The following is a 23,317-nucleotide window of genomic DNA, read 5'->3' as shown; positions in this document are numbered from 1 at the left end:
CGGCGTTTCAGAAGCCGGCCTTGTGCAGCGGGCCGTCCCAGTCGTCGAGGTACTTGGGCAGGTCGTCTGCCACGTCCACCACGCGGTGGCGGTAGAACAGGTGCATGGCCGGCTGCAGCGCCTCGGGCAGCGTGCCGCCGGCGGCGCGCGCGAACAGGCTGTTGGGCACCACCGACATGCCCAGGCGGTTGATGCCGAACAGGGTCTCGCCGCAATGGCGGCAGAACTGGCGCTGCAGCGCGCGGGTGGCGTGGTGATAGGTGGCCACGTGCCCCGCGCCGTGCGCGACCGTCACCTGCGCGGGCTCCCAGGCGGTGGCGGCGAATACCGGGGTCGCGTAGAAGTCGCGGCAGGCCTGGCAGTGGCAATTGGCTCTCGCCACCGGCTCGCCGGCGATGCGCAACTGGACCTGGCCGCAAAGGCACGCCAGCGTGGCGGGAATCGGCATGGCTGTCTCCTGTCTTGGTATGGCGAGGTGCATTCTACTTGCGGCCGGGCGCGGCCGCTCGCGGGCTGCCGGGCTGCGTATCGGCCATCGTGCGCCCGGCGCATTACAATGCCGGGTCGCCGCGCATCTGCGCGCGCCGCTTTCCGTCTTCCGCGCTCCTCGCCCCTCGCCCCTCATGTCCTCGCTTTCGTCTTCCTCTCCCGACAACACGCTCTGGTTCGACGGCGCCGCCGGCCGCGTCGAGGCCCTGGCCGACACGCCGCCGGGCGCTCTCAAGGGTATCGCCGTGATCGCCCATCCGCATCCGCTGCTCGGCGGCAGCGCCACGCACAAGATCCCGGTGGCGCTGGCGCGGCTGTTCGAGGCGCGTGGCTGGCTCGCCGTGCGCCCCAATTTCCGCGGCGTGGGCGGCACGCAGGGCCAGCACGACGCGGGCGAGGGCGAGACCGAGGACACCCTGGCGGTGGTCGGGCAGCTCATGCGCGCGCATCCGGGCCTGCCGCTGGCGCTGGCCGGGTTCTCGTTCGGGGCTTATGTGCAGACGCGCGTGGCGCAGCGGCTCACGGCCGGCGGCGAGCGCGTGGCGAGCCTGGTGCTGGCCGGCATGCCGGCCGGGCCGGTGCCGGCCGGGCGCAGCTACGACACCCCGGCGGTGCCGGCCGGCGCCCTGGTCGTCCACGGCGAGCAGGACGCCAACGCGCCGCTGCAGGGGGTGTTCGACTGGGCGCGCCCGCAGGAGCTGCCGGTGGTGGTGGTGCCGGGCGCCAACCATTTCTTCACCGGCAAGCTGCCGGTGTTCCAGCGCGCGGTGGCGCGGTACCTCGACCAGCAGGCGCGCGCGGCCGGCGCGGCCTGAGCGCGCGGCTTCAGTCCATCGCCGCGTGGGCGACCGCCTCGTCGGCGTGGTGGCTGGGCCGGATCAGCAGGATCAGCGGCACCACCAGCAGCGTGGCCACGAACATGACCTTGAAGTCGTTGAGGTAGGCGATCATCGCCGCCTGCTGGTTGATCGACTGGTTGAGCACGGCGAGGTCGTAGCGCGAGCCGCCGGCCAGCATCGACTGCATGGCCGGGTTGAAGATGCTGACGTTGGCGGCGAGGTCGGCGTGCGCGACCTGGGTGTTGCGCGTCATCAGCGTCTGGATCACCGAGATGCCGATGCTGCTGCCGATATTGCGCATCAGGCTGTAGGTGGCGGTGCCGTCCGCGCGCAGCTCGGGCGTCAGCGTGGAGAAGGTCAGCGCGCTCAGCGGCACGAACACCAGCCCCAGCCCGAAGCCCTGGATGATGCCGGGCCACACGATGTCCGACACCGACAGCACGATGGTGTACTGCATCATCTGCCACAGCGCGAAGGCCGAGATCAGGAAGCCGCAGAGCAGCAGCAGGCGCGCGTCGATGCGCCTGAGCAGGCGCCCGGCCAGCAGCATGGCCAGCATGGTGCCGGCGCCGCTCGGGGCCGTCACCAGCCCGGTGGTGGCGACCGGGTAGCCCATCAGGTTCTGCAGCATCGGCGGCAGCAGCGCGCGCGTGGCGTACATCACCGCGCCGATCACGAAGATGAAGCAGGCGCCGGTGGTGAAGTTGCGGTCCCTGAGCAACTGGTAGCGGAAGAAGGAGCCGGGGCCGGCCGTGGCCGTGTGCGCGATGAAATACAGGAAGGCCAGCACCGCCAGGATGGCCTCGCCGCGGATCTCGAGCGAGCCGAACCAGTCGAGCTGCTCGCCGCGGTCCAGCATGGCCTGCAGCGCGCCGATGGCCAGCCCCAGCGTGACGAAGCCGAAGGCGTCGAACTTCACGCTGCGCCGCGGCGCCCGGCTCGGCAGGAACGACAGCACGCCGGACAGCGCGAAGGCGCCGATCGGCACGTTGATGAAGAACACCCAGCGCCAGTTGTAGCTGTCGGTCAGCCAGCCGCCCAGCGTGGGGCCCAGGATCGGCCCCACCATCACGCCCATGCCCCACACCGCCATCGCCTGGCCCTGCTTCTCGCGCGGGTTGATGTCGAGCAGGATCGACTGCGACAGCGGCACCAGCGCGGCGCCGAAGAGCCCCTGCAGCAGCCGCGAGGCGACGATCTGCGCGAGCGTCTCGGACAGCCCGCAGAAGGCCGACGCCACCGTGAAGCCGGCGATGGAGATGGCCAGCAGCCGCTTGACGCTGAGCCGGTCGGACAGCCAGCCGGTCAGCGGCGTGGCGATCGCCGCGGCCACGATGTAGGAGGTCAGCACCCAGGTGATCTCGTCCTGCGAGGCGGACAGGCTGCCCTGCATGTGCGGCAGCGCAACATTGGCAATCGTGCTGTCGAGCGTCTGGATCAGAGTCGCGGCCATGACCGCGATGGTGATCATGGGCCGGTTGAGCGGCGTCTCGGCGCGCGCGGGCACCGCTAGGGAGGACATGTCGGGGGACGGCCTGGCAGGATTATAAGCATGCTTATTATACGGCGGCGGCGCCCATGCGTGGCATGCGCGGGGCGCCGCCCGGATCTTTGTACAATCGCTGCATGGAAACGAAACTCGAAAAGCGCTTTGGCTTCCTGGTCTCGGATGTCGGGCGCCTGTGCGGCAAGCGCTTCGACGACCTCGCCAAGTCCTCGCTCGACCTGACCCGCGCGCAGTGCCGCGCGCTGGCCTACCTGAGCCACTACGGCGAGGTCAACCAGGCGCGGCTGGCCGACCTGCTGGAGGTGGCGCCGATCTCCGCCGGCCGCCTGCTCGACCGCATGGAGGAGGGCGGCTGGATCGAGCGCCAGCCCAACCCGGACGACCGCCGCGAGCGCGTGGTGCGCATGACGGACAAGGCGGAGATGGCGCTGGACAAGGCGCGCCGCGTCGGCGACGAGGTGGCCGCGGAAGCGCTGGCCGGCCTGAGCGCGCCCGAGCGCGACCAGCTGATCGGCCTGCTGCGGCGCGTGCGGGTCAACCTCGGCACCATCGTCGACAAATAAACGGGTGCGCGGGTTCTGTTCGCCCTAAAGTTTCGCGGGATCGTGCCGATGATGTGGTCATCCCCAACGTAACGGACAACCCGACATGTCGAGCATCAGCGTAGTCAACCCGCAGGTGACGCTGCCCGGATCGAGCACCCCCGTCAACGCCGCCCAGGCCGACAAGCAGGGCAATCAGGACAGCCAGGCCGCGTCCGCGTCGTCGGCATCGTCCGGTGCTGCCGCGGGCGGCCGCGTTGCCGGCCCGTCGCTGTCGGGCGCCGCGCCTGCCGGCGGCGCCAGCAGCTCCAGCAGCGACAGCAGCAGCGCCGAGTCCGACACCGTCAAGCAGCTGAAGAAACAGATCGCCGACCTGCAGAAGCAACTGGCCGAAGAACAGCGCCAGCTCCAGTCCATCCAGGCCAGCAAGATGGACGACGAGTCCAAGGCGGCCGCGATGGGCGCGATCCAGTCCCAGGTCGCCTCCACCTCGGCATCGCTGCAGACGGCCATGGGCGCGCTGACCCAGGCCCTGCTGGCCGAGAGCGGCAGCGCCTCGGGTTCGATGGTCAACACCACGGCCTGAACCGCCGGGGCCCGCGCCGGCCCCCGGTTTCCCGGTCCTTGTCCTTGCCGCTTCCTTGCTGCTTCCCGGCCGCCGCCGCGTGGTAGCGGCGCGCGCCCGGCTCAGAGCACCTGCCGCAACTGTCCCGTTGCCTTGTCGAGCTGCTGCTTGAGCAGCTTCAGCAGGCAGTACATGCCGTAGGCATCCTCCGATCTCTCGCTTTGCATGTCCGCCAGCGTCAGCACGCTGTCCAGCCCCGCGCCGACGTTCTCGAGCTCGGCGCAGCCGCTGGTCACGCGCTGGCGGATTTCCTCGCCCAGCACCTCGATCAGGCCGGCAAGCTCGGGCACGCGGGAATCGGGTTTGGGGCCGGCGGCGACGGCCAGGTCGATCAGTTCGGTGATGAGCTCGCCGTGCTGGCTGAGGACGGAGCCGGACGGCAGCGGCGCGCTGGCGGCGGTGCCGGCGGTTGCGGCGGCGGGCTTGGTGCTGTTGCGGGCGTTCTGGCGCAAGGGAGCCTCCCTGGAATTGGCGGCCCGCTTGCGCTTGTTCCCATGCAAGGGAAGCGGACCCGGAAAGATCGCCTGGCGGTTCTGCGCTGCTTCCCCGGCGCCATGCGTGTTGCCTGTGCGCGTGGCACGTTGGCGGTAGCGTGCGGCCTGTTGCCCGTGGGGCCAGACCGTCGGTGTTTGCGGTGCTGCTGTGCTTGTGATGCTGCGGTACTTGCGGTGCCTGCCGTGTCCGCGGTGCCTGCCGGTGCGACTGCCGCCGCCGGCATCAATCAATGCCGGCACGGTTGCCAGCACCGCTGCCGACACCAATGCCGCAGCCCCGGCGCGGCGCATGCGGTGCGCCTGGCACGCAGGCAACCCGATCAGCGATTCTTGACGATCGGGGTCGGGGGTGTCAAGCCGGCGCGCGGCGTGGATTTGTGAACTTTGTGTTTCGGCGTGGTGCGTTCCGGCCGCCGCCGGGACTGGTGTCACGCGGCACTGGCGTACTGGCGCGGCCCCATCGCGCACGCCGCCGCGCGCCGCGGCGCGCCCGATCACCTATCCTTGTAAACCTGATTTCAACCACAGGACGCCCAAATGGCCACCGAAACACCCAAACAGATCCCCGCCACCCTGATTCCCGGCGACGGCATCGGCCCCGAAGTCGTGGAAGCCACCGTCAAGCTGCTGGACGCGCTGGGCGCGCCGTTCTCCTGGGACGTGCAGCAAGCCGGCATGGCCGGCATCGCGCAGGGCGGCGACCCGCTGCCCGAGGCGACGCTGGAGAGCATCCGCCGCACCGGCCTGGCGCTCAAGGGGCCGCTCACCACGCCGGTGGGCGGGGGCTTCCGTTCGGTCAACGTGCGCCTGCGCGAAGCGTTCAACCTCTACGCCAACGTGCGGCCCGCGCGCACGCTGGTGCCGGGCCGCTTCGAGAACATCGACCTGGTGCTGGTGCGCGAGAACGTGGGCGGCTTCTACGTGGCGCACGACTACTACATCGCCGTGGGCGACGACCCGCACGCGGTGGCGGTCTCCACCGGCACCAACACGCGCGACGCCTGCCGGCGCATCGCGCGCTTCGCCTTCGAGTACGCGGTGAAGAACGGCCGCAAGAAGATCACGGTGGTGCACAAGGCCAACATCCTCAAGGCGCTGACCGGGATCTTCCTCGATGCCGCGCGCGAGGTGGCGCAGGACTACGCGGGCCGCGTGGAGATGGACGACCGCATCGTCGACGCCTGCGCCATGCAACTCGTGCTCAATCCGTGGCAGTTCGACATGCTGCTGTGTACCAACCTGTTCGGCGACATCCTCTCGGACCAGATCGCCGGGCTGGTGGGCGGCCTGGGCATGGCGCCGGGCGCCAACATCGGCGAGAGCGCCGCCATCTTCGAGGCCGTGCACGGCTCGGCGCCGGACATTGCCGGCAAGGGCATCGCCAACCCGATCTCGCTGATGCTGGCCGCGGGCCTGATGCTCGAGCACGTGGGCCGGCAGGACCTCGCCACGCGGCTGCGCGGCGCCATCGACGCCGCGCTCAACCAGGACCAGGTGCGCACCGGCGACCTCAAGGGTTCGGCCACCACCCAGCAGTTCACCGATGCCGTGGTGAAGCGCCTGGCCTGATGCGTCTCAGGCCAGCAGCGGCGCCTCGGTCAGCGCCTGCAGGCGCGCCAGCGTCATGCCTTCGGCCATCGCCTCGACCTGCAGGCCGGCGGGCGTGACGCGCAGCACCGCGAGGTCCGTGTAGATGCGCCCGACCACGCCGCGCGCGGTCAGCGGCAGGCGGCAGCGCTCCAGCAGGCGCGGGCGGCCGTCGCGCGTGGTGTGTTCCATCAGCACCCACACCGCGCGCGCGCCGTAGGCCAGCTCCATCGCGCCGCCCACCGCGGGCGGCGTGCCGGGGTCGCCGCGGGTCCAGTTGGCGAGGTCGCCGTTGGCGGCCACTTCATAGGCGCCGAGGATGGCCAGGTCGAGATGGCCGCCGCGCATCATGGCGAAGCTCAGCGCCGAGTCGAAGATCGCCGCGCCCGCGCGCAGCGTGACCGGCTGCTTGCTGGCGTTGATGAGGTCGGGGTGTTCCTCGCCGGCCGGCGGGCGCGGGCCGAGGTGGAGAATGCCGTTCTCGCTGTGCAGGAAGACCTCGCGCCCGGCCGGGATCAGGTCGCCGACCAGGGTCGGCAGGCCGATGCCGAGGTTGACGTAGGCGCCGGCGGGAATGTCCAGCGCCGCGCGCCGCGCGATCTGCTCGCGGGTCCATCCGGTCATGGCCGTCGTCGTCATCGCCCGCCTCCATATCGCTGGTCTGCCACCACCACCCGGTGCACGAAGATGCCCGGCGTCACGACCTGTTCCGGGTCGAGCGCGCCGGCCTCGACCATGCCGTCCACTTCGGCCGCCACCACGCGCGCGGCCGTCGCCATGACGGGATTGAAATTGCGCCCGGCGAGGTGATAGTCGAGATTGCCGAGGCGGTCCGCGTGGCGGCCGCGGATCAGCGCGAAGTCCGCGCGCAGCGGCAGCTCCAGCACGTGCCGCACGCCGCCGATCTCGCGCACGGGCTTGCCCTCGCCGAGGATGGTGCCGGCCGTGATCGGGCAGTAGAAACCGCCCAGCCCGGCGCCCGCGCAGCGGATGCGCTCCACCAGCGTGCCCTGCGGCACCAGTTCGAGCTCGATCTCGCCGCGCCGGTAGGCGTCGCGGAACGCCGTGGCGCCGGCGGTCAGCGGGTAGGAGCAGACCAGTTTGCGCACGCGGCCCGCCGCGATCAGACTGGCCACGCCCTCGCCGTCGTAGCCGGCGTTGTTGGAGATCACCGTGAGGCCGCGCGCGCCGTGCGCCAGCACCGCGCCGATCAGGCCGCCGGGCAGCCCCGAGCTGCCGAAGCCGCCCACCATCACGGTGGCGCCGTCGTGCAGGCCGGCCACGGCCTCGCCGCAGTCGGCCACCTGCTTGTTCACCAGTTCCATGCCGGGCACGCTCCCGCTCCGCGCGCGGCGCCGCGCGCCGCCAAGGCAAGCATCATGCGGCCTGCGCGGCCATAGGTGCAAGTATCGCTGGCTTAATCTTTGATAAGCTCGCCTTATCGACATGGCAAAGACCGGGAACCCGGAGGAGACGCGCGCGATGAACCTGGAACTGCGCCATTACCGCTATTTCGTGGCGCTGGCGGAAGAACTGCATTTCGGCCGCGCGGCGGAGCGGCTCGGCATCTCGCAGCCGGCGCTGAGCCAGCAGTTCCGCTGGATCGAGCAGCAGGCGGGCGCGCCGCTGCTCGCGCGCGACAAGCGCCGCCTGGCGCTGACCGAGGTCGGCCGCGTGTTCCACGGGGAAGCCGCCGGCATCCTGCGGCAGGTGCGCCAGGCGGAGCTGGCCACGGCCAGCGCCAGCCGCGGCGACGTCGGCAGCGTGTCGATCGGCTACGTGGCCTCGGCCGCGCTGTCGGGCCTGCTGCCGGGGCTGGTGCACCGCTTCCGGCAGGAGCATCCGGCGGTCGTCATGGCCATGCGCGAGACCGACGTGCCGGCGCAGCTGGAAGCCGTGGCGCGCGGCGAGCTCGACATCGGCTTCGTGCGCCCGCCGCTGCGCGCGCTGCCCGAAGGCGTGGCGCTGTTCGACATCGACGCGGAGCCCGTGGTGGTGGCCCTGCATGCCACGCACGCGCTGGCGCGCCGCGCGCGCGTCGACGTGGCGCTGCTGCGCGACGAGACCTTCATCTGCACGCACACCGAGCACGGCACCGGCTTCTATGCCATCACGCAGGCCATCTGTGGCCATGCCGGCTTCCAGCCGCGCGTGGAGGCGCTGTCGCGGCAGATGGCCACCATCATCAGCATGGTGGCGGCCGGCTTCGGGGTGGCGTTCGTGCCGGCCTCGATGCGCGCGTTCGCGCCGCCGGACGTGGTATTCAAGCCGCTCGCGCGCAACGACGTGCTGTCCCACCTGGCGGTGATCCATCGCCGCAACGAGCGCTCGCCGGCGGTGCTGCAACTGCTGGCGCGGTGCCGCGAACGGAAGGGCCCACGCCGTAAATAGAAAAAGGGCCGGGCGCGGCGGAGGTCCCGCCAGGCCCGGCCCTGCGCGGCGCCGGGGCTTGCACCCTGGCGCCCGCCGCGGCGTCGTTATGTCGTTACGTCGTTATGTCGTTACGCCTTCAGCTGCTCGCGGATCGGCAGCGCGCGGATGCGCTTGCCGGTGGCCGCGAAGATGGCGTTGCACAGCGCCGGCGCGATCACCGGCACCGCCGGCTCGCCCACGCCGCCGAGCGGCGCGTCGAAGCTGCCCGGCACCAGGTGCACGTGGATCGCGCGCGGCGCGGACGGCGCGCGCATCACCTCGTACTGGTGGAAGTTGTCCTGCTGGACACGTCCGTCCTTGAAGGTGATCTCGCCCGTGGTGGCCAGGCTGATGCCCATGATGCAGGCGCCTTCGACCTGGGAGCGGATGCGGTCCGGGTTGACCTGCGCGCCGCAGTCCACCGCGATGTCGATGCGCGGCACGCGGATGCCGCCATCCTTGTCCACCGCCACCTCGATCACCGCCGCCACGTAGGTCACGAAGCTGTAGCACACCGCCAGCCCGAGGCCGCGGCCCTTCGGCAGCTTCCGGCCCCAGCCGGCTTCGCGCGTGGCCACCTCGATCACGTTGCGCATGCGCGCGATGTCGAGCGGATATTGCTGCGGCGATTCGCCGTAGTTCCATGAGTCGGACAACTGCGCCGGATCGATCTTGCGGTCGGGGCCCAGCAGCGCCAGCAGGTAGTCGCGGTGGTCGCGCCCGGCCGCGGCGGCCAGCTCGGCCGCGAACGACTGCACGGCGAATGCGTGCGGGACGTTGGACACCGAGCGGAACCAGCCGATGCGCGTGTGCGCGGGCACGTCCGGGTTCTCCACGCGCACGTTGGGGATGTCGAACGGCACGTTGACCGCCGACATGCCCAGCTCGAACGGCGCCTCGTTCTTCGAGCCCGCCACGAAGATCGAGCTGATGCTCGACGCCGCGGTGCGGTGCAGCCACGCCTGCGCGCGGCCGTCGGGCGACAGCAGCGCCTCCATGTGCTCGACCGAGACGGTGTGGAAATAGTCGTGGTGCAGGTCGTCGTCGCGCGTCCATGTGACCTTGACCGGCTTGCCGTCCATCGCCCTGGACAGCAGCGCGGCCTCGGCGGCGAAGTCCGGCTTGGACTTGCGCCCGAAGCCGCCGCCCAGCAGCGTCACGTGCACGGTGACGTCGGCGGGCTTGAGGCCGAGGTGCCCGGCCACGGTCTCGCAGGTGGCCTGCGGCGCCTGCACCGAGGTCCACACCTCGCACTTGCCGCCGGCCGCGCGCGCGGTGGCCACCGGCGGCTCCATCGTCGCGTGCGCGATGTGCGGCAGGTAGTACTGCGCGGTGACGCGCTTGCCGGGGCCGGCCAGCGCGGTCATCGCGTCGCCCTGGTTGCGCACCACCTTGCCGGGCTGGCTCGCGGCCTTTTCCATGCTGGCGCGGAACGCGGCGGACTCGTAGCTGGCGTTGGGGCCGTCGTTCCACTGGATCTTGAGCGCCTCGCGGCCCTTGATGGCCGACCAGGTATTGGTGGCGATCACCGCCACGCCGCCGAGCGGGTGGAACATGGCCGGCTCGGGGCTGCCGGCGATCTCCACCACCTTGACCACGCCGGGCACCTTCATGGTCTCGGCGGCATCGAAGCTGGCCACCTTGCCGCCGTACACCGGCGGGCGCGCCACCACGGCGTACAGCATGCCGTCCAGGCGCACGTCGATGCCGTACTGCGCGCGGCCGGTGGCGATGTCGTGGCCGTCGATGCTGCGCGTGCTGTCCTTGCCGATGTAGCGGAACTGCGCCGGGTCCTTGAGCTTGAGGCTGGCGGGTGCCGGCACGGGCAGGCGCGCGGCGTCCTGCGCCAGCGCGCCGTAGCCGAGGCTGCGGCCGCTGGGGGTGTGCACCACCGCGTGGTTGCGCGCCTGCACCTCGCTCACCGGCACGCCCCAGCGCGCCGCGGCGGCGCTCTCCAGCATGCTGCGCGCGCTGGCGCCGACGCGCCGCATCGGCTCGAAGAAATGCCGCACGCTGCGCGAGCCGTCGGTGTTCTGGTTGCCGTAGCGGGTTTCGTCGGCCGGGGCCTGCACCACGCGCACCTGCGCCCAGTCCGCCTCGAGCTCGTCGGCCACCACCATCGGCAGGCTGGTGCGCACGCCCTGGCCCATCTCCGAGCGGTGGCAGACGATGGCGACCTTGCCGTCCTCGCCGATCGAGAGGAACACCAGCGGGCTGTCCACCGCGCCGCCCGGCATGCCGTCGCGCCCGTATTTCTTGGCTTCCTCGGCGGCCAGCACGATGCCGTCCAGGCCCACCGTGAGCGTCAGGCCGGCGGCCGCGCCGATGCCCTTGAGCCAGCGGCGGCGCGCGGCCGATTGCGGGCCGGCGGCCGCGCCCGTGAGGTTGTCGCGCGCGTTCATTGGGCGCTCCGCTTGGCGGCGGCCTTGCCGGAGCCCGGTTTCGCACCCGGTTTGGCGCCCGCTGCGCCCGACTTGGCCACGTGCTGGATCGCCGCGCGGATGCGCGTATAGGTGCCGCAGCGGCAGATGTTGCCGCTCATGGCGCCGTCGATGTCGGCCTCGGTCGGATGCGGGTTCGAATGCAGCAGCGCCGTGGCGGACATCAACTGGCCCGCCTGGCAGTAGCCGCACTGCGGCACGCCGAATTCCTCCCACGCGGCCTGCAGCGCCTGGCCGGTCTTGTCCGCGGACAGGCCTTCGATGGTGGTGATCTTCTTGCCGTCCGCGGCCGAGATCGGCGTCACGCACGAGCGGATGGGCTGCCCGTCGAGGTGCATGGTGCAGGCGCCGCACAGCGCCATGCCGCAGCCGAACTTGGTGCCGGTCAGGCCGAGGTGGTCGCGCACCGCCCACAACAGGGGGGCGTCGTCGGGCAGGTCGATCGAATGCGGCTGACCGTTGATCGTGATTGTTCTCATGATTTTGCGGGGGATTGGTCGAGCGGGGAGGGATGGCCGGCATCGGGGCCGGCCGCCTGCGCTGCGGCGCGCCAGCATGAAGGCTGTAGCGGCAACGTTGCGCTACGCGCATTGTGATGCCGCCACCCGGGGCGCGGGAATGGCAGGATCGGGATTTCTGAATTCCGGAAAATGGAATCGAGAGGCCGGCGCGCGCGCGTCGCGCCGGGAAAGGCCCCCCGCCGGGTGCTCGCGTGCCGGGCTACGCCTCGGGCAATGCGCGCGCCGCCGCCAGGTACAGGCGCACCAGTTCGCGCGTTTCCTTCGCCACCGCGCGGCGCAGCGCCGGCTTGTCCGGGTCGGCGCCGCGCGCGCCCAGCACGCCCTTGAGCAGGAGCAGCAGGACCGCCGCCATCGCCTCGGCGCGCGCCGCCGGCACGTTGGGCGCGGCGTTCTTCAGGATGGCCAGCATGCCCTGCCGCATCGCCGCGCGGAACTGGGCGCGCCTGTCGTCGCTGCCGGCGCCCGCGTCGAGCAGCGCGATGGCGAAGCTGCGCTCGGCCTTGAGCGCCAGCATCGAGTCCACCAGCGCCGCCGCCAGTGCCTCGGTCGACAGCGCCGCGGCGCGCCGCTCCACTTCCGCCAGGCCGTCGATGGCCAGCCGGGCGTAGCGCATCAGCAGGGTGTCGGCCAGCGCCTCCTTCGACGGAAAGAAGCGGTAGAGCGAGCCGATGGCCGTGTCCGAGCGCGCCGCGATCTCGGTCATGGTGGCGGCCTCGTAGCCTTTTTCCAGGAAGAGCTCGGCGCCCGCCGCCAGGATCGCCGCGACGCGGATGCGGCCGCGCTCGCGCTTTGGTTCGGTGGCGCCGGCGCCGGGCTGGCTGCTGGGTTCGGAAGACATGTCGGCGGAGTGTGCGATGGGACGATAGGCGAGCCAGGCATGCTAGCACGCGGCCCGCGCCGCCCGCGTTCAGCGCCGTCCGCGCTGGACCTTGCCGAAATGCAGCGACAGGTAGATGCCCATCGCCAGCGCGCCCGCCAGCAGCACCGCGAGGTCCGCGCCGGGCGCCAGCCCGACCGGATGGCGCGACAGCAGCAACAGGCCGGCCACCAGGTTGAGGAAGCCCCACAGGCTGTTGACCACGGGCGGGGAATCGCCGACGCCGCGCGGGCGGCCGAACGGCGTGGGAAACGGCATGCCGCGCAGGCCCGAGCTCAGGTGCGGAATGCTGTTGCAGAGCAGCGCCCCGCACAAGAAGGTGGCGAAGTGGATCATGGCAAAGACAGGGGAAACGAAGGTCAGGGAAGCGCGGCCGGCCCGCGGGCGCGCCCGGCGAGAAACCTCGCCAGCGGCGGCCCCAGCAGCAGCACCGTCATGAAGCGCAGCATCTGCATGGCCATGACGAACGGCACGTCGACATGGCTGGACGCCGCGATGATGGCCACCGTGTCCGCGCCGCCCGGGCTCATGGCTAGGTAGGCGCTGAGCGGATCGATGCCGGTGGCCGCCACCAGCAGCGCGGCGAGCGCGCCGCACACGCCGACCAGCGCGAGCGTGCAGGCCAGCAGCCGCGGCAGCGCCCTGGCCGCGTGCGCGAGCAGCGGCCGGGTGAAGCGAAAGCCGATGCGCCAGCCGATCACGGCGTAGGCCAGCATCAGCAGCCACGGCGGCAGCTCGAGCCGGAGCCAGCCCTGGTGGCCGAGGTACATGCCGGCGAACAGCGGCAGCAGGAAGGCGCCGGCGCGTATCCGCAGGCGGTGCGCCGCCAGCGGGCCCAGCACCGCCAGCGCGAGCGTGCCGAGCAGCGGCAGCCAGGCGACCGGCGGGAACCAGCCGGTGGCGAGGTGCGCATGGTGCTCGCCCACGCCCCACACCCTGGCCACCACCGCGGCGACCGTGGCCACCACGACCACGCGCAGGTACTGCATGAAGGCCACCAGCGCGGCGTCGCCGCCATACGCCTCGGCCATCACGATCATGGCGGTGGCGGCACCCGGACTCAGCCCCCACAGCGCGGTGGCGCCGGGCAGCACGCGCCGGCGCGTCAGCCACCAGCCCAGCGCGACGCTCGCCGCGATCACCGACGCCGCGCCGGCGGCAAACACCGGCCAGCGCCCGGCCACGGTGCCGTAGAACCACGACGGCAGCATCCTCGCGATCATGCAGCCGATCAGCCCCTGCGACACGAGAAATGCCGCCGGCGCCACGCGCAGGCGCGCCCCGGCGGCGGTCATCACGACGCCGGCCAGCAACGGCCCGAAGAGCCGCGCCGCCGGCAGGCCCAGCCATTCCAGCAGGGCGGCGAGCGCCACGGAAGACCCGGCCAGGGCGGTCCAGCGAAGCGCGTGTCCGGCTTTGCGGGCCGGCGCTCCGGGCGGTCCGGACTTGCCGGGCAGTTCCTGCGTGATGGCGTCGGGCATGTTGGCGCGCTGCTTGCGGGGTGGCGATATGCGAGGATGGATTCGCAAAAGATAGTAGAGGGTGGCCTCGCATAAGTCAATGCGGCCCGCGCCGGCATTGCAGGCCGGTATGCCCTTGGATAGAATTGAAAATAATTCTTATTTGCAATTGATCGGGGGCTCGAGCCCTGCCTGGGAAACCACGATGCCGGCCGCCGCACCTCTCCCGCACCATCGCATCCACGCGCTCTACAGCGACCACCACCGCTGGCTGCAAGGCTGGCTCGGCCGCAAGCTCGGCAATGCCTTCGATGCCGCCGACGTGGCGCAGGACGTATTCATGCGCCTGCTGTCGCGCCCGGCCGCCGACGAATTGCGCGAGCCGCGCGCCTACCTGAGCACCATCGCTCACGGCCTCGTGGTCGAGCGCTGGCGGCGGCGCGAGCTGGAGCAGGCCTGGCTGGAGACGCTGGCCGCGCTGCCCGAGCCCGAGGCGCCGTCGCCCGAGAGCCGGCTGCTGTTCCTGGAAGCGCTGATCGCGGTGGACGCCATGCTCGACAGCCTCAAGCCCAAGGTCCGCACCGCCTTCCTGCTGGCCCAGCTCGACGGGCTGACCTGCCCGCAGATCGCCACGCGCCTGGGCGTGTCGCTGGCGACGGTGGAGCGCTACGTCGCCAGCGCGCTGCGCCACTGCTACCAGCTGCGCTTCCACGCATGAGCGCGGCACGCAGCGCGTCCGCCGGCCTGGCCGCGGCGGCGGAGGCCGCGGAGATTCCCGGCAAGATCGTCGACGAGGCCATCGCCTGGGCGGTGCGCCTCGACTTCAACGTGCCCACGCCGCAGAGCCGCGCCGCTTTCGCCCGCTGGCTGGCGGCCAGCCCGCTGCATGCCGCCGCGTGGGCGCGGGTGCAGTCGCTCAACGCCGATTTCGCGCGGCTGCCGGCGCGGCTCGCGCACGACACGCTGGACGCCGCCGATGCCCTGCGCGGCGCGCGCGCGCGCCGGCGCCGCGACGCCCTGCGCGCGCTGGCCTTCGGCGGCGTGGCGCTGGCGGCGGGATGGTCCGGCTACCGCCACGCGCCGTGGCAGCGCCTGGTGGCCGACTACGCCACCGCCACCGGCGAGCGCCGCACCGTCGCGCTGGCCGACGGCACCGTGATCGTGCTCAACACCGACAGCGCCATCGACGTGCGCATGGACAGCGTGCAGCGCCGCATCGCGCTGCGCCGCGGCGAGATGCTGGTCACTACCGGCCACGACGCGCAGGCGCGCGCGCGGCGGCCGTTCTGGGTCGGCACGCCGTTCGGCGCCATGCAGGCGCTGGGCACGCGCTTCACGGTCCGGCTGTACGAGACCGACGCGCGCATCAGCGTGCAGGAAGGCGCGGTGCAACTGCATCCGGCCAGCGGCGCGCCGGCCGATCCCGGCGCGCCCGTCGTGCATGCGGGGCAGAGCGGCCGGCTCGCCGCCGACGGCGCCTCGCTGGTGCCGGCGCCGGCGGCCGATCCGGCCGGCTGGGTGGATGGCGTGATCGCCGCGCGCGGCATGCGGCTGGACGCGCTGCTGGCCGAGCTGGGGCGCTACCGCGTCGGCCATATCGCCTGCGACGCGCGCGTGGCCGCGCTGCCCGTGTCGGGCGTGTTCCAGCTGGGCGATACCGGCGCCACGCTGCAGTTCCTGGTGCAGACGCTGCCGGTCAGGGTGCGCTTCCTGACGCGCTTCTGGGTCATGGTCGGGCCGGACGGCGCGGCCTGAGGCACGGCCTGAAGCGCGGCGCGCGGGCAGCGGCGGCGCGCGCCCGAAAAAAATCGGAAAAAAACTGAGGGGATTGGCGTTCTCGCTCGGCAGACAAGTAGAAGCCCTCTTGCAACCTGCCGTATCCGATCCGCCCGAATCCTGCCGATGACCGCTCCCGCCTCCCGTTTTCCGCGCCTGTCCCGCCGTGTCCGCTCCAACGATGCCACCTTCGCCGCCGGCCGCGCCTCTACCTTGGCGCCGGCCCCGCGCCCGCTGACGCTGGCCCTGCGCGCCGCGCTGCTGGGCCTGGCGCTGGGGAGCGTCGCCGTGCCGCGCATCGCATCCGCGCAGACGGCCACGGCCCAGGCCAATGCCCACGCCTACGGCATCGCTGCCGGCCCGCTGGAGCCCGCGCTGAACCAGTTCGCGCGCGCCGCCGGCATCAACCTCTCGTATGACGCGGCCGCCGTCAGCGGCCTGGCCACGCAAGGCCTGTCGGGCAGCTACGGCATCGAGGCCGGCCTGCGCCGGCTGCTGGACGGCACCGGGCTCGAGGCCGTGCCGCAGGCCGGCAGCGGCTACAGCCTGCGCAAGGCCGTCGCCACCACCGCGGCACCCGCCGCCGTCGGGCCCACGCTGCCCGCCGTGGAGGTGCGCGGCCAGCGCGAGCCGAGCGCGGCCACCGAGGGCAGCGGCAGCTATGGCGCGCGCGCCGTGACGATGTTCGGCAAGGCGCCCGTCGCGCGCAAGGACATTCCCAGCTCGGTCTCGGTGCTGACCCGCCAGCAACTGGACGACCAGGACATCCGCACGCTGCAGGACGCGCTGCTGTACACGCCCGGCCTGACCTCGGTGAACTACGGCGACGGCTCGGCCTATTTCAACGCGCGCGGCTTTCCCGTGAACGTGCAGTACGACGGCATCTCGCTGCTCAACGGCATCCAGTACCAGTCCCAGTTCGACCTCGCCATGTACGACCGCCTCGAAGTCTTCCGCGGCCCCTCCGGCCTGATGGACGGGCAGGGCGCGCTTGGCGGCAGCGTCAACCTGGTGCGCAAGCAGCCCGGCGACAAGTTCCGCTTCGTCAGCGAAACCTCGGTCGGCTCCTGGGCCGCGCTGCGCGAGATGGTGGACGTGACCGGGCCGCTCAACGAGGCCGGCACGCTGCGCGGCCGCGCGGTGGCGGTGGGCAGCAAGAGCAACGGCTTCGTCGACGGCCAGGGCAGCAAGCTCGGGCTGGCCTACGGCGTCATCGAGTACGACCTCACGCCGCGCACCACGGTGTCGCTGTCGGCCGCCTACCAGGTCAACCCGCTCGACGATTTCGACTACGGCGTGGGCGTCGACACCAGCGGCACGCCCGTGGCCGGCCCGCGCGGCCGCTCGCAGAACTACGGGCCGGGCTGGAACACTTCCTACCAGTCGATGCAGGAAGTCAACGGCACCGTGACGCACCGCTTCGACAACGACTGGAAGTCGCAGACCACGCTGTACTACCGCCATGCGCTGAGCCGCGGCACGTATGCCTACGCCGCCACGCCGCAGGCGGGCACCGGCCTGGCGGACTATTTCGGGCAGGGGCAGCGCAACACCAACGAGTGGCTGGGCTTCGACTCCAGCGTGTCGGGCACCGTGAAGCTGTTCGGCCGCGAGCATCATCTGCTGTTCGGCGCCAACTATTCGTCGCTGTGGCAGGACAGCCTCAACACCTATGCCGACCTCGGCACGCACGACATCTTCAACCCGGTCATCCCCGCGCCCGACCTGAGCCATTTCGACGACGGCACCGACACCCGCACCATCCAGTACGGCATGTACGGCCAGGCCCGGCTGCAGGTGCTCGAGCCGCTGTCGCTGGTGCTGGGCGGGCGCGAGGTCTGGTTCCAGCAGAAGACCCGCGCCGTGCTGCCGGCGCCGGGCGGCGACTGGAGCGTGGCCGCGTCGGAGGAGCACAAGTTCATTCCGTATGCCGGGCTGGTCTACAGCATCACGCCGCAACTGTCGGCCTACACCAGCTACGCCAAGATCTTCTCGCCGCAGACCCAGACCACCTTCAGCGGCGGCGCGCTGCCGCCGTTCTCCGGCGAGCAGTACGAGGCGGGGCTGAAAGCCGCCTTCCTCGACGGCCGCCTGAACGCGTCGGTGGCGGCCTTCCGCATCAACGGCAGCGACCTCGCGGTGGCCGACCAGGACCACCCGACCGGCTCGGTCGCCAGCGGCGCGGTGCGCAGCCAGGGCTGGGAGGCCGAGCTTGCCGGCACGCCGCTGCCCAACTGGAACCTCTCGGCCGGCTACACGCTGCTGAACACGCGCTATACCTCCAGCCCCACGCTGCAGGGCAGCGCCTACGACGCCGAGGAGCCGCGCCACCTGTTCAAGCTGGCCACCAGCTACCGGCTTTCGTCCGGGCCGCTGGCCGGCACCTTCCTCGGCGCCAGCATGCTGGCGCAAAGCGGCACCACGCGCGGCTACTGGGCGCAGGGCGGCTACGCGCTGTTCAACGCGCGCGTGGGCTATCGCTTCAACCGCCACGTGGAGGCTTTCCTGGCGCTCAACAACATCGCCGACCGCCACTACTACGCGCGCGTGCCCAACTCCTTCTTCGGCGAGTTCGGCGCGCCGCGCAACGTCACCGCGACGCTGCGCCTGACGTACTGAAGCGCGGCGTTTCAGTCCGCCCGGCTCGCCGCCGCCGCTGCCACTACCGCCGGCGTGGCCATCTGCGCCAGCATGCGCAGCGTCGCCACCTCGCCCGGCGCCCACGCGGCGCGCGCCGCCAGGAAATTGAAGGTGCCCACGCATTGCCCGCGCTCGCACACCGGCACGTTGACCACGGCGGACAGGCCCAGCGCGCGGATCACCGCGATGTCGTCGAACACGGCGGCCAGCGCGTGGTCGCCCTCGCCGACGAAGACCTCGCCCTGGCCCAGCAACTGGCGCGACCACGGGGAGTCGGGCTTGTGCTTGCGGCCGCCGACGGGATAGGCGGCGGGGTCGGAGGACCACAGCCGCTCCACCTCGGCGCTGTCGCGCCGCCATGCGTTGATGGTCAGCAGGCCCGGGCCGAGCAGCGCCGCGGTGGCGCTGCCGATCGCATCGAAGGCGGCGGCGGGCGCGTCCGCGCGCGCCAGCTGGCCACACAGCGCGTCCAGCACGGCGGCCGGCAGCGTCACGCGGGCCGCGTCGGAAATGAGGCCGCTCACGTCCTTATTCCGCCTTGATGCCCAGCTCGCGGATCAGCTTGCCGTAGCGGTCCGCGTCGCGGCGCAGGATGGTGGCGAACTGCTGCGGCGTGGAGGTGGCGGTTTCCACGCCGATGGCGTTCATCTTTTCCTTCACCTCGGGCAGCGACATGATCCGGTTGATTTCCTGGTTCAGGCGCGTCACCAGCGCGGGCGGCATGCCGGCCGGGCCGAAGGCGCCGTACCAGACCGACAGTTCATAGCCGGGCACGGTCTCGGCCACGGTCGGCACGTTGGGCAGCAGCGGCGAGCGCTTGCTCTCGGTGACGGCGAGCAGGCGCAGCTTGCCGGCCTTCACGTGGGTCAGCGTCTGCGTGCCCGCGGAGAACAGCAGCTGGGTCTGCCCGGCCACGGTGTCCACCACCGCCGGCGCGCCGCCCTTGTAGGGCACGTGCAGCATCTGCACGCCGGCCATCTTCTCGAACAGCACGGCGCTCAGGTGGTTGGTGGAGCCGGAGCCGGCGCTGGCGTAGGCCAGCTTGCCCGGATTGGCGCGCGCGTAGGCGATCAGTTCCTTGACGTTGTGCGCCGGCACCGAGGGATGGATCACCATCGTGTTGGTGACGTAGGCGAGCAGGCCCAGCGGCGTGAAGTCTTCCACGCCGCGGAACGGCATGTTGGGCATCAGCGCCGGGTTCATCGCGTGCGTGCTCATGGAGCCGACCAGCAGCGTGTAGCCGTCGGGCTTGGCGCGCGCCACCGCGGCGGAGCCGATGTTGCCCGAGGCGCCCGGCTTGTTGTCGACGATCACCGGCTGGCCCAGCGAGCGCGTCAACTGCTCGGACAGCACGCGCGCCAGGATGTCGGTGGAGCCGCCGGCGGCCCACGGCACGATCAGCGTGATGGGTTTCTGCGGATAGGCATCCGCCGCGCCCGCGCCCGACGCGGCACACAATAGCGAGAACGCGGCAAGGCCCAGCAGGCAGCGCTTGAGTACGGCTTTCATGTCTTCAACTCTCCGATGGCGATGCGGGCCGCGCGGGGCGGCCCGGTTTTGATTGGTGTGGTCCGGCGGCGGCTGCACGCCGGCTTGCGTCTCCTTGTCCTGCTTCTTGCCGCTGCGCCTAGCGTCCCACCGCGTATCCCTGCATGCCGCGCGCGTTGGCGCCGGCGCGCAGTACCAGCCGCCCCTGCGCGTCGCGCTCGCGCGTGCAGGCGGACATGCGGCCTTCCGACCACGGCTCGCCGACCTTCACCTCGTGGCCGCGCGCGCGCAGTTCGGCGATGGTTTCTTCGGGCAGGCGCGACTCCACGCTCAGGCGGTTGAGCACCACCGAGCGCGGCCAGAACGAGCCGGGGAAATGGTCGATGTGCCAGGCCGGCGCGTCGATGGCTTCCTGCAGGTTCATGCCGTGCACCGCGTGGCGCAGGAAGAACGCCACCGACCACTGATCCTGCTGGTCGCCGCCGGGCGTGCCGAACACCATGTAGGGCTCGCCGTCGCGCAGCGCCAGCGACGGCGACAGCGTGGTGCAGGGGCGCTTGCCCGGCGCCAGCGTGTTGGGCAGGCCCGGTTCCAGCCAGGTCATCTGCAGGCGCGTGTTGAGCGCGAAGCCGAGCGCCGGGATCACCGGGCTGGACGACAGCCAGCCGCCCGACGGCGTGGCCGCGACCATGTTGCCGTGGCGGTCGATCACGTCGATGTGGCAGGTGTCGCCGACGAAGATCTCGCGCTCGGCCCATTCCGTTACCGGCGGCATCGCCGCGAAGGTGGGCTCGCCCACGCCGAAGCGCACGTCGGCATCGCGCAGCGTGCGCTCGGCCGCGCCCAGGTCGGGCAGGCGCGGCGCGCGGCCGTCCACCGTGCCGGCGCGGATCTCCAGCGAGGCCTGCTGGCCGATCAGCTGCGCGCGCGCGGCCAGGTAGCCGGCTTCGAGCAGGCCGGGCAGCGGCGCGTCGCCGAAGCGCGGGTCGCCGTACCAGGCCAGGCGGTCGGCCATCGCGAGCTTGGCCGCCTCCGCGATGCGGTGCACGAACTCCGGCGAGGTGGGCGCGTGGGCCGCCAGGTCGGCGTGCCGCAGCATGCCGAGCTGTTGCAGGAAGGCCGGACCCTGGCTCCAGATGCCGCACTTGGCCACCGTGTAGCGGCCGAAGTCCAGCGTGGCCGGGGCTTCCACGGTCGGCGCCCAGTTGGCCATGTCGTCGAGGCGCAGCAGGCCCTTGTGGCGCTCGCCGGTGGTGTCGCGCACCGCCTGCGTGCGGCAGAATTCGTCGATCTCCCGGGCCACGAAGCCGCGGTACCAGCACGCCATCGCGGCGTCGATCTGCTGCTCGCGCGTGCCGCCGGCGGCCGCGGCCGTCTCCAGGATGCGCGTGTAGGTGCGCGCCACGCCCGGCGTGGCATGCAGGGTGCCGGGGCGCGGCACGCGGGCGCCCGGCAGCCACACCTCGGCCGAGCTGTGCCACTCCTGCTGGAACAGCTCGCGCACCGCCAGGATCGCCTGCGAGATGCGCGGCACCAGCGGGAAACCGTGGCGCGCGTAGGCGATGGCGGGGGCCAGCACGTCGGCCAGCTCCCAGGTGCCGTAGTCGCGCAGCATGGTCAGCCAGGCGCCGAAGGCACCCGGCACCGTGGCCGGCAGCAGGCCGATGCCGGGCACCAGGTCCAGCCCCCTGGCGCGCATCGCGGCGGGGTCCGCCAGCGCCGGCGCCGGGCCCTGCCCGCAGATCGAGCGCACCGCGCGCTCGCGCTCGCTCCACAGCAGGATCGGCACCTCACCGCCGGGGCCGTTCAGGTGCGGCTCCACCACCTGCAGCACGAAGCCGCCCGCCACCGCCGCGTCGAAGGCGTTGCCGCCGCGCTCCAGCACGCTCATGGCGGTCTGCGAGGCCAGCCAGTGGGTGGACGAGGCCACGCCGAAGGTGCCGACGATTTCCGGGCGGGTGGTGAACATGGGGACTCCGTGAAGGATCGGTGACAAGGAAGGGCTGAACGCCAGTATAAGAGTCCTGAATAACCGTTTGCAGCCGAATAATTATTGTTGTATGAAGGTTTGGTTATACAAAGAACGACCCGCGGAACACCCCGCAGAACGCATCGGACCCGCCATGCCATCCGCCGACAAGCTCCAGCACAACCTGATTTCCCGCCTGCGGCTCAAGCACCTCGCGCTGCTGCTGGCGCTGGACCGGCAGCGCTCGGTCTCGCGCGTGGCGGCCGAGATGGGGCTGTCCCAGCCCGCCGTGACCAAGGCGCTGCGCGAGATCGAGGAGATCTTCATGGTGCCGCTGTTCGCGCGCTCGCGGCGCGGGCTGGAGCCCACCGACACGGGCGCGGCGGTGCTGGTCCACGCGCGCCTGGCGATGGCCGACACCGAGGCGCTGGGCCGCGAGCTGGCCGTGATCGGCGCCGGGCTGCACGGGCGGCTGCGCATCGGCGTGATTCCCTACGTGGCGCCGGTGGTGCTGGACGCGGCCTGCTCGCACGGCCTGCGCCAGCAGCCGCGCGCGGCGGTGGTGGTGCGCGAGGGCACCACCGACGAACTGGTGGCGGCGCTGCGCGCGCACGAGCTGGATTGCGTGATCGCGCGCTCCTTTTATGCGCCCGGCGACGACATCGTGCAGGCGCCGCTGTACCGGGAGGAGCCGGCGCTGGTGGTGCCGACCGCGGCGGCGGCGCGGCTGGCGCGCGGCAAGCTGGACTGGCAGCGCCTGGCCGCGCTGGACTGGATCCTGCCGCCCGGGCACACGCCGATCCGGCGCACCGTCAACACGCTGTTCGCCACCGCCGGCGCGGTGCCGCCCACGCCGATGGTGGAGACCTACTCGATCAAGACCATCGCCACGCTGCTGCGCACCCAGCCGCGCGCCATCACCATCGTGCCGCGCGGGGTGGCGGCCGAGCTGGCCGCCACCGGCGCCGCCGCGGTGCTGCCGCACACGCTGACCTGGGACCTGCCGGCGGTCGGCGCGATGTGGCTGCGCCGCGCCGGGCAGAGCGAGCCGCTGCTGGCGCTGGTGCGCGCGCTGCAGCTGGCGGTCCCGCAGCGGGAGTGAATCCGGCCCGCCAAAAGAAAAACGGCGCCGGGATCAGCCGGCGCCGCGGGCGCGGTGGAAGCGGCGGGTGGTCCGCATCAGGCGTTGGCGCCTTCGGTGTACGGGTCGAAGCCGCGGGCCGGCGTGGCCGAGACGCCGATGCGGTCGAGGCCGGCGATGCGGGCACCGTCGGTGAACGGATCGGCCTTGCCGCTGCGGGCGCCTTCGGTGTACGGGTCGAAGCCGCGGGCCGGCGTGGCCGAGACGCCGCTGCGGTCGAGGCCGGCGATGCGGGCGCCGTCGGTGAACGGATCGGCCTTGCCGCTGCGGGCGCCGTCGGTGAAGGTGTCGTGCGTGCGGAAGTCGTAGCCGTACCGGTCGGCCGGGACGGTGCTGCGGAAGTTGTAGCCGTACTTGTCGCCGGCCTGCAGGTCACGGGCGGAGGCGGCCTGGGCGGCGCCGATGGCGGCCAGCGAGAGCACGAGGGCGGAAGCGAGCTTGAGGGCGAAGGTCTTGGTCATGATGGGCTCCAGTATCTGAAAATTCATTGAATTTCGTTGATTGTTCGT

General features: G+C 71.8%; 23 protein-coding genes. 9 read left to right on the top strand and 14 right to left on the bottom strand.

The genetic code is table 11. The annotated features are described in order from the left end of the window. Positions 1-7: 7 nt before the first annotated feature. Positions 8-448 carry a GFA family protein gene (locus AC3WXD_RS13925; protein ID WP_492323968.1) on the bottom strand — a complete coding sequence of 147 codons (441 nt, stop codon included), beginning with the start codon at positions 446-448 and terminating at the stop codon, positions 8-10. Between the two features lie 175 nt (positions 449-623). Between AC3WXD_RS13925 and AC3WXD_RS13920 the strand changes: the two genes are divergently transcribed. Beyond that, on the top strand, positions 624-1,304 hold the full coding sequence (locus AC3WXD_RS13920; protein WP_059415114.1) for an alpha/beta hydrolase: 681 nt from the start codon (positions 624-626) through the stop codon (positions 1,302-1,304). 10 nt (positions 1,305-1,314) lie between these two features. On the opposite strand, the gene AC3WXD_RS13915 is transcribed toward AC3WXD_RS13920, so the two are convergent. After that, positions 1,315-2,850, bottom strand: coding sequence for a DHA2 family efflux MFS transporter permease subunit (locus tag AC3WXD_RS13915; protein ID WP_492323967.1), 1,536 nt, complete (start codon positions 2,848-2,850; stop codon positions 1,315-1,317). A gap of 104 nt (positions 2,851-2,954) precedes the next feature. Between AC3WXD_RS13915 and AC3WXD_RS13910 the strand changes: the two genes are divergently transcribed. Then, entirely contained in the window at positions 2,955-3,398 is a 444-nt protein-coding gene (locus AC3WXD_RS13910) for a MarR family winged helix-turn-helix transcriptional regulator (RefSeq protein WP_020204032.1), read from the top strand. Positions 3,399-3,483: 85 nt separating this feature from the next. Continuing rightward, the gene (locus AC3WXD_RS13905; protein WP_492323966.1) at positions 3,484-3,963 is read left to right on the top strand and encodes a hypothetical protein; all 480 of its coding nucleotides are present in this window, start codon (positions 3,484-3,486) and stop codon (positions 3,961-3,963) included. 101 nt (positions 3,964-4,064) lie between these two features. Here AC3WXD_RS13905 and AC3WXD_RS13900 read toward each other — a convergent pair whose 3' ends face one another. Then, positions 4,065-4,454 (bottom strand): DUF1484 family protein, encoded by a 390-nt coding sequence (locus AC3WXD_RS13900; RefSeq protein ID WP_020204030.1) that lies wholly within the window; start codon positions 4,452-4,454, stop codon positions 4,065-4,067. 579 nt (positions 4,455-5,033) lie between these two features. Between AC3WXD_RS13900 and AC3WXD_RS13895 the strand changes: the two genes are divergently transcribed. After that, positions 5,034-6,065, top strand: coding sequence for an isocitrate/isopropylmalate dehydrogenase family protein (locus tag AC3WXD_RS13895; RefSeq protein ID WP_059415124.1), 1,032 nt, complete (start codon positions 5,034-5,036; stop codon positions 6,063-6,065). Positions 6,066-6,071: 6 nt separating this feature from the next. Here the strand turns inward: AC3WXD_RS13895 and AC3WXD_RS13890 are convergent, their stop codons facing one another. Together AC3WXD_RS13890 and AC3WXD_RS13885 are read right to left on the bottom strand one after the other, a co-directional pair. Continuing rightward, positions 6,072-6,722 (bottom strand): 3-oxoacid CoA-transferase subunit B, encoded by a 651-nt coding sequence (locus AC3WXD_RS13890; RefSeq protein ID WP_370552877.1) that lies wholly within the window; start codon positions 6,720-6,722, stop codon positions 6,072-6,074. Beyond that, positions 6,719-7,402, bottom strand: a complete 684-nt coding sequence (locus AC3WXD_RS13885; RefSeq protein WP_454733991.1) for a CoA transferase subunit A — start codon at positions 7,400-7,402, stop codon at positions 6,719-6,721. Before AC3WXD_RS13885 ends, AC3WXD_RS13890 begins: the two co-directional genes overlap by 4 nt. A 163-nt stretch (positions 7,403-7,565) precedes the next feature. Between AC3WXD_RS13885 and AC3WXD_RS13880 the strand changes: the two genes are divergently transcribed. Further along, on the top strand, positions 7,566-8,474 hold the full coding sequence (locus AC3WXD_RS13880; protein ID WP_492323965.1) for a LysR family transcriptional regulator: 909 nt from the start codon (positions 7,566-7,568) through the stop codon (positions 8,472-8,474). Between the two features lie 110 nt (positions 8,475-8,584). On the opposite strand, the gene AC3WXD_RS13875 is transcribed toward AC3WXD_RS13880, so the two are convergent. From AC3WXD_RS13875 to AC3WXD_RS13855, 5 genes are all read right to left on the bottom strand, one after another. Next, positions 8,585-10,897, bottom strand: coding sequence for a xanthine dehydrogenase family protein molybdopterin-binding subunit (locus tag AC3WXD_RS13875; RefSeq protein ID WP_492323964.1), 2,313 nt, complete (start codon positions 10,895-10,897; stop codon positions 8,585-8,587). Continuing rightward, positions 10,894-11,415: a (2Fe-2S)-binding protein gene (locus AC3WXD_RS13870; RefSeq protein WP_492323963.1), complete on the bottom strand. Its 522-nt coding sequence runs from the start codon at positions 11,413-11,415 to the stop codon at positions 10,894-10,896. The genes AC3WXD_RS13875 and AC3WXD_RS13870 overlap by 4 nt, the downstream gene beginning before the upstream one ends. 241 nt (positions 11,416-11,656) lie before the next feature. Continuing rightward, complete coding sequence (locus AC3WXD_RS13865) at positions 11,657-12,295, bottom strand: TetR/AcrR family transcriptional regulator (protein WP_059415131.1); 639 nt, start codon at positions 12,293-12,295, stop codon at positions 11,657-11,659. Between the two features lie 69 nt (positions 12,296-12,364). Then, a complete protein-coding gene (locus AC3WXD_RS13860; RefSeq protein ID WP_454732751.1) occupies positions 12,365-12,670 on the bottom strand; it encodes a hypothetical protein in 306 nt (101 codons plus the stop codon). A gap of 23 nt (positions 12,671-12,693) precedes the next feature. Beyond that, positions 12,694-13,815 carry an AbrB family transcriptional regulator gene (locus AC3WXD_RS13855; RefSeq protein ID WP_492323962.1) on the bottom strand — a complete coding sequence of 374 codons (1,122 nt, stop codon included), beginning with the start codon at positions 13,813-13,815 and terminating at the stop codon, positions 12,694-12,696. A gap of 184 nt (positions 13,816-13,999) precedes the next feature. Between AC3WXD_RS13855 and AC3WXD_RS13850 the strand changes: the two genes are divergently transcribed. The 3 genes from AC3WXD_RS13850 (at position 14,000) to AC3WXD_RS13840 (ending at position 18,189) form a co-directional block, all read left to right on the top strand. Beyond that, positions 14,000-14,512, top strand: coding sequence for a sigma-70 family RNA polymerase sigma factor (locus AC3WXD_RS13850; protein WP_020204020.1), 513 nt, complete (start codon positions 14,000-14,002; stop codon positions 14,510-14,512). Then, positions 14,509-15,549, top strand: coding sequence for a FecR domain-containing protein (locus AC3WXD_RS13845; protein WP_492323961.1), 1,041 nt, complete (start codon positions 14,509-14,511; stop codon positions 15,547-15,549). The genes AC3WXD_RS13850 and AC3WXD_RS13845 overlap by 4 nt, the downstream gene beginning before the upstream one ends. Positions 15,550-15,696: 147 nt before the next feature. Beyond that, complete coding sequence (locus AC3WXD_RS13840; protein WP_492323960.1) at positions 15,697-18,189, top strand: TonB-dependent siderophore receptor; 2,493 nt, start codon at positions 15,697-15,699, stop codon at positions 18,187-18,189. An 11-nt stretch (positions 18,190-18,200) separates the two neighbouring features. On the opposite strand, the gene AC3WXD_RS13835 is transcribed toward AC3WXD_RS13840, so the two are convergent. The 3 genes from AC3WXD_RS13835 to AC3WXD_RS13825 form a co-directional block, all read right to left on the bottom strand. After that, a complete protein-coding gene (locus AC3WXD_RS13835; RefSeq protein ID WP_059415139.1) occupies positions 18,201-18,734 on the bottom strand; it encodes a GAF domain-containing protein in 534 nt (177 codons plus the stop codon). 4 nt (positions 18,735-18,738) lie between these two features. Further along, positions 18,739-19,719 carry a Bug family tripartite tricarboxylate transporter substrate binding protein gene (locus tag AC3WXD_RS13830; protein WP_492323959.1) on the bottom strand — a complete coding sequence of 327 codons (981 nt, stop codon included), beginning with the start codon at positions 19,717-19,719 and terminating at the stop codon, positions 18,739-18,741. A 118-nt stretch (positions 19,720-19,837) separates the two neighbouring features. Continuing rightward, positions 19,838-21,667, bottom strand: coding sequence for a gamma-glutamyltransferase family protein (locus AC3WXD_RS13825; RefSeq protein WP_492323958.1), 1,830 nt, complete (start codon positions 21,665-21,667; stop codon positions 19,838-19,840). Between the two features lie 154 nt (positions 21,668-21,821). Here AC3WXD_RS13825 and AC3WXD_RS13820 point away from each other — a divergent pair, with 154 nt between their 5' ends. Next, on the top strand, positions 21,822-22,769 hold the full coding sequence (locus AC3WXD_RS13820; protein ID WP_020204014.1) for a LysR family transcriptional regulator: 948 nt from the start codon (positions 21,822-21,824) through the stop codon (positions 22,767-22,769). Between the two features lie 77 nt (positions 22,770-22,846). On the opposite strand, the gene AC3WXD_RS13815 is transcribed toward AC3WXD_RS13820, so the two are convergent. Further along, positions 22,847-23,296: a hypothetical protein gene (locus AC3WXD_RS13815; protein WP_492323957.1), complete on the bottom strand. Its 450-nt coding sequence runs from the start codon at positions 23,294-23,296 to the stop codon at positions 22,847-22,849. Between the last annotated feature and the right edge of the window lie 21 nt (positions 23,297-23,317).

The sequence above is a fragment of the Cupriavidus sp. FW216-B1 genome (genome assembly GCF_058789195.1).
Note: the sequence above shows the minus strand (reverse complement) of the source record. Positions and strands in the feature narration are given on the sequence as shown.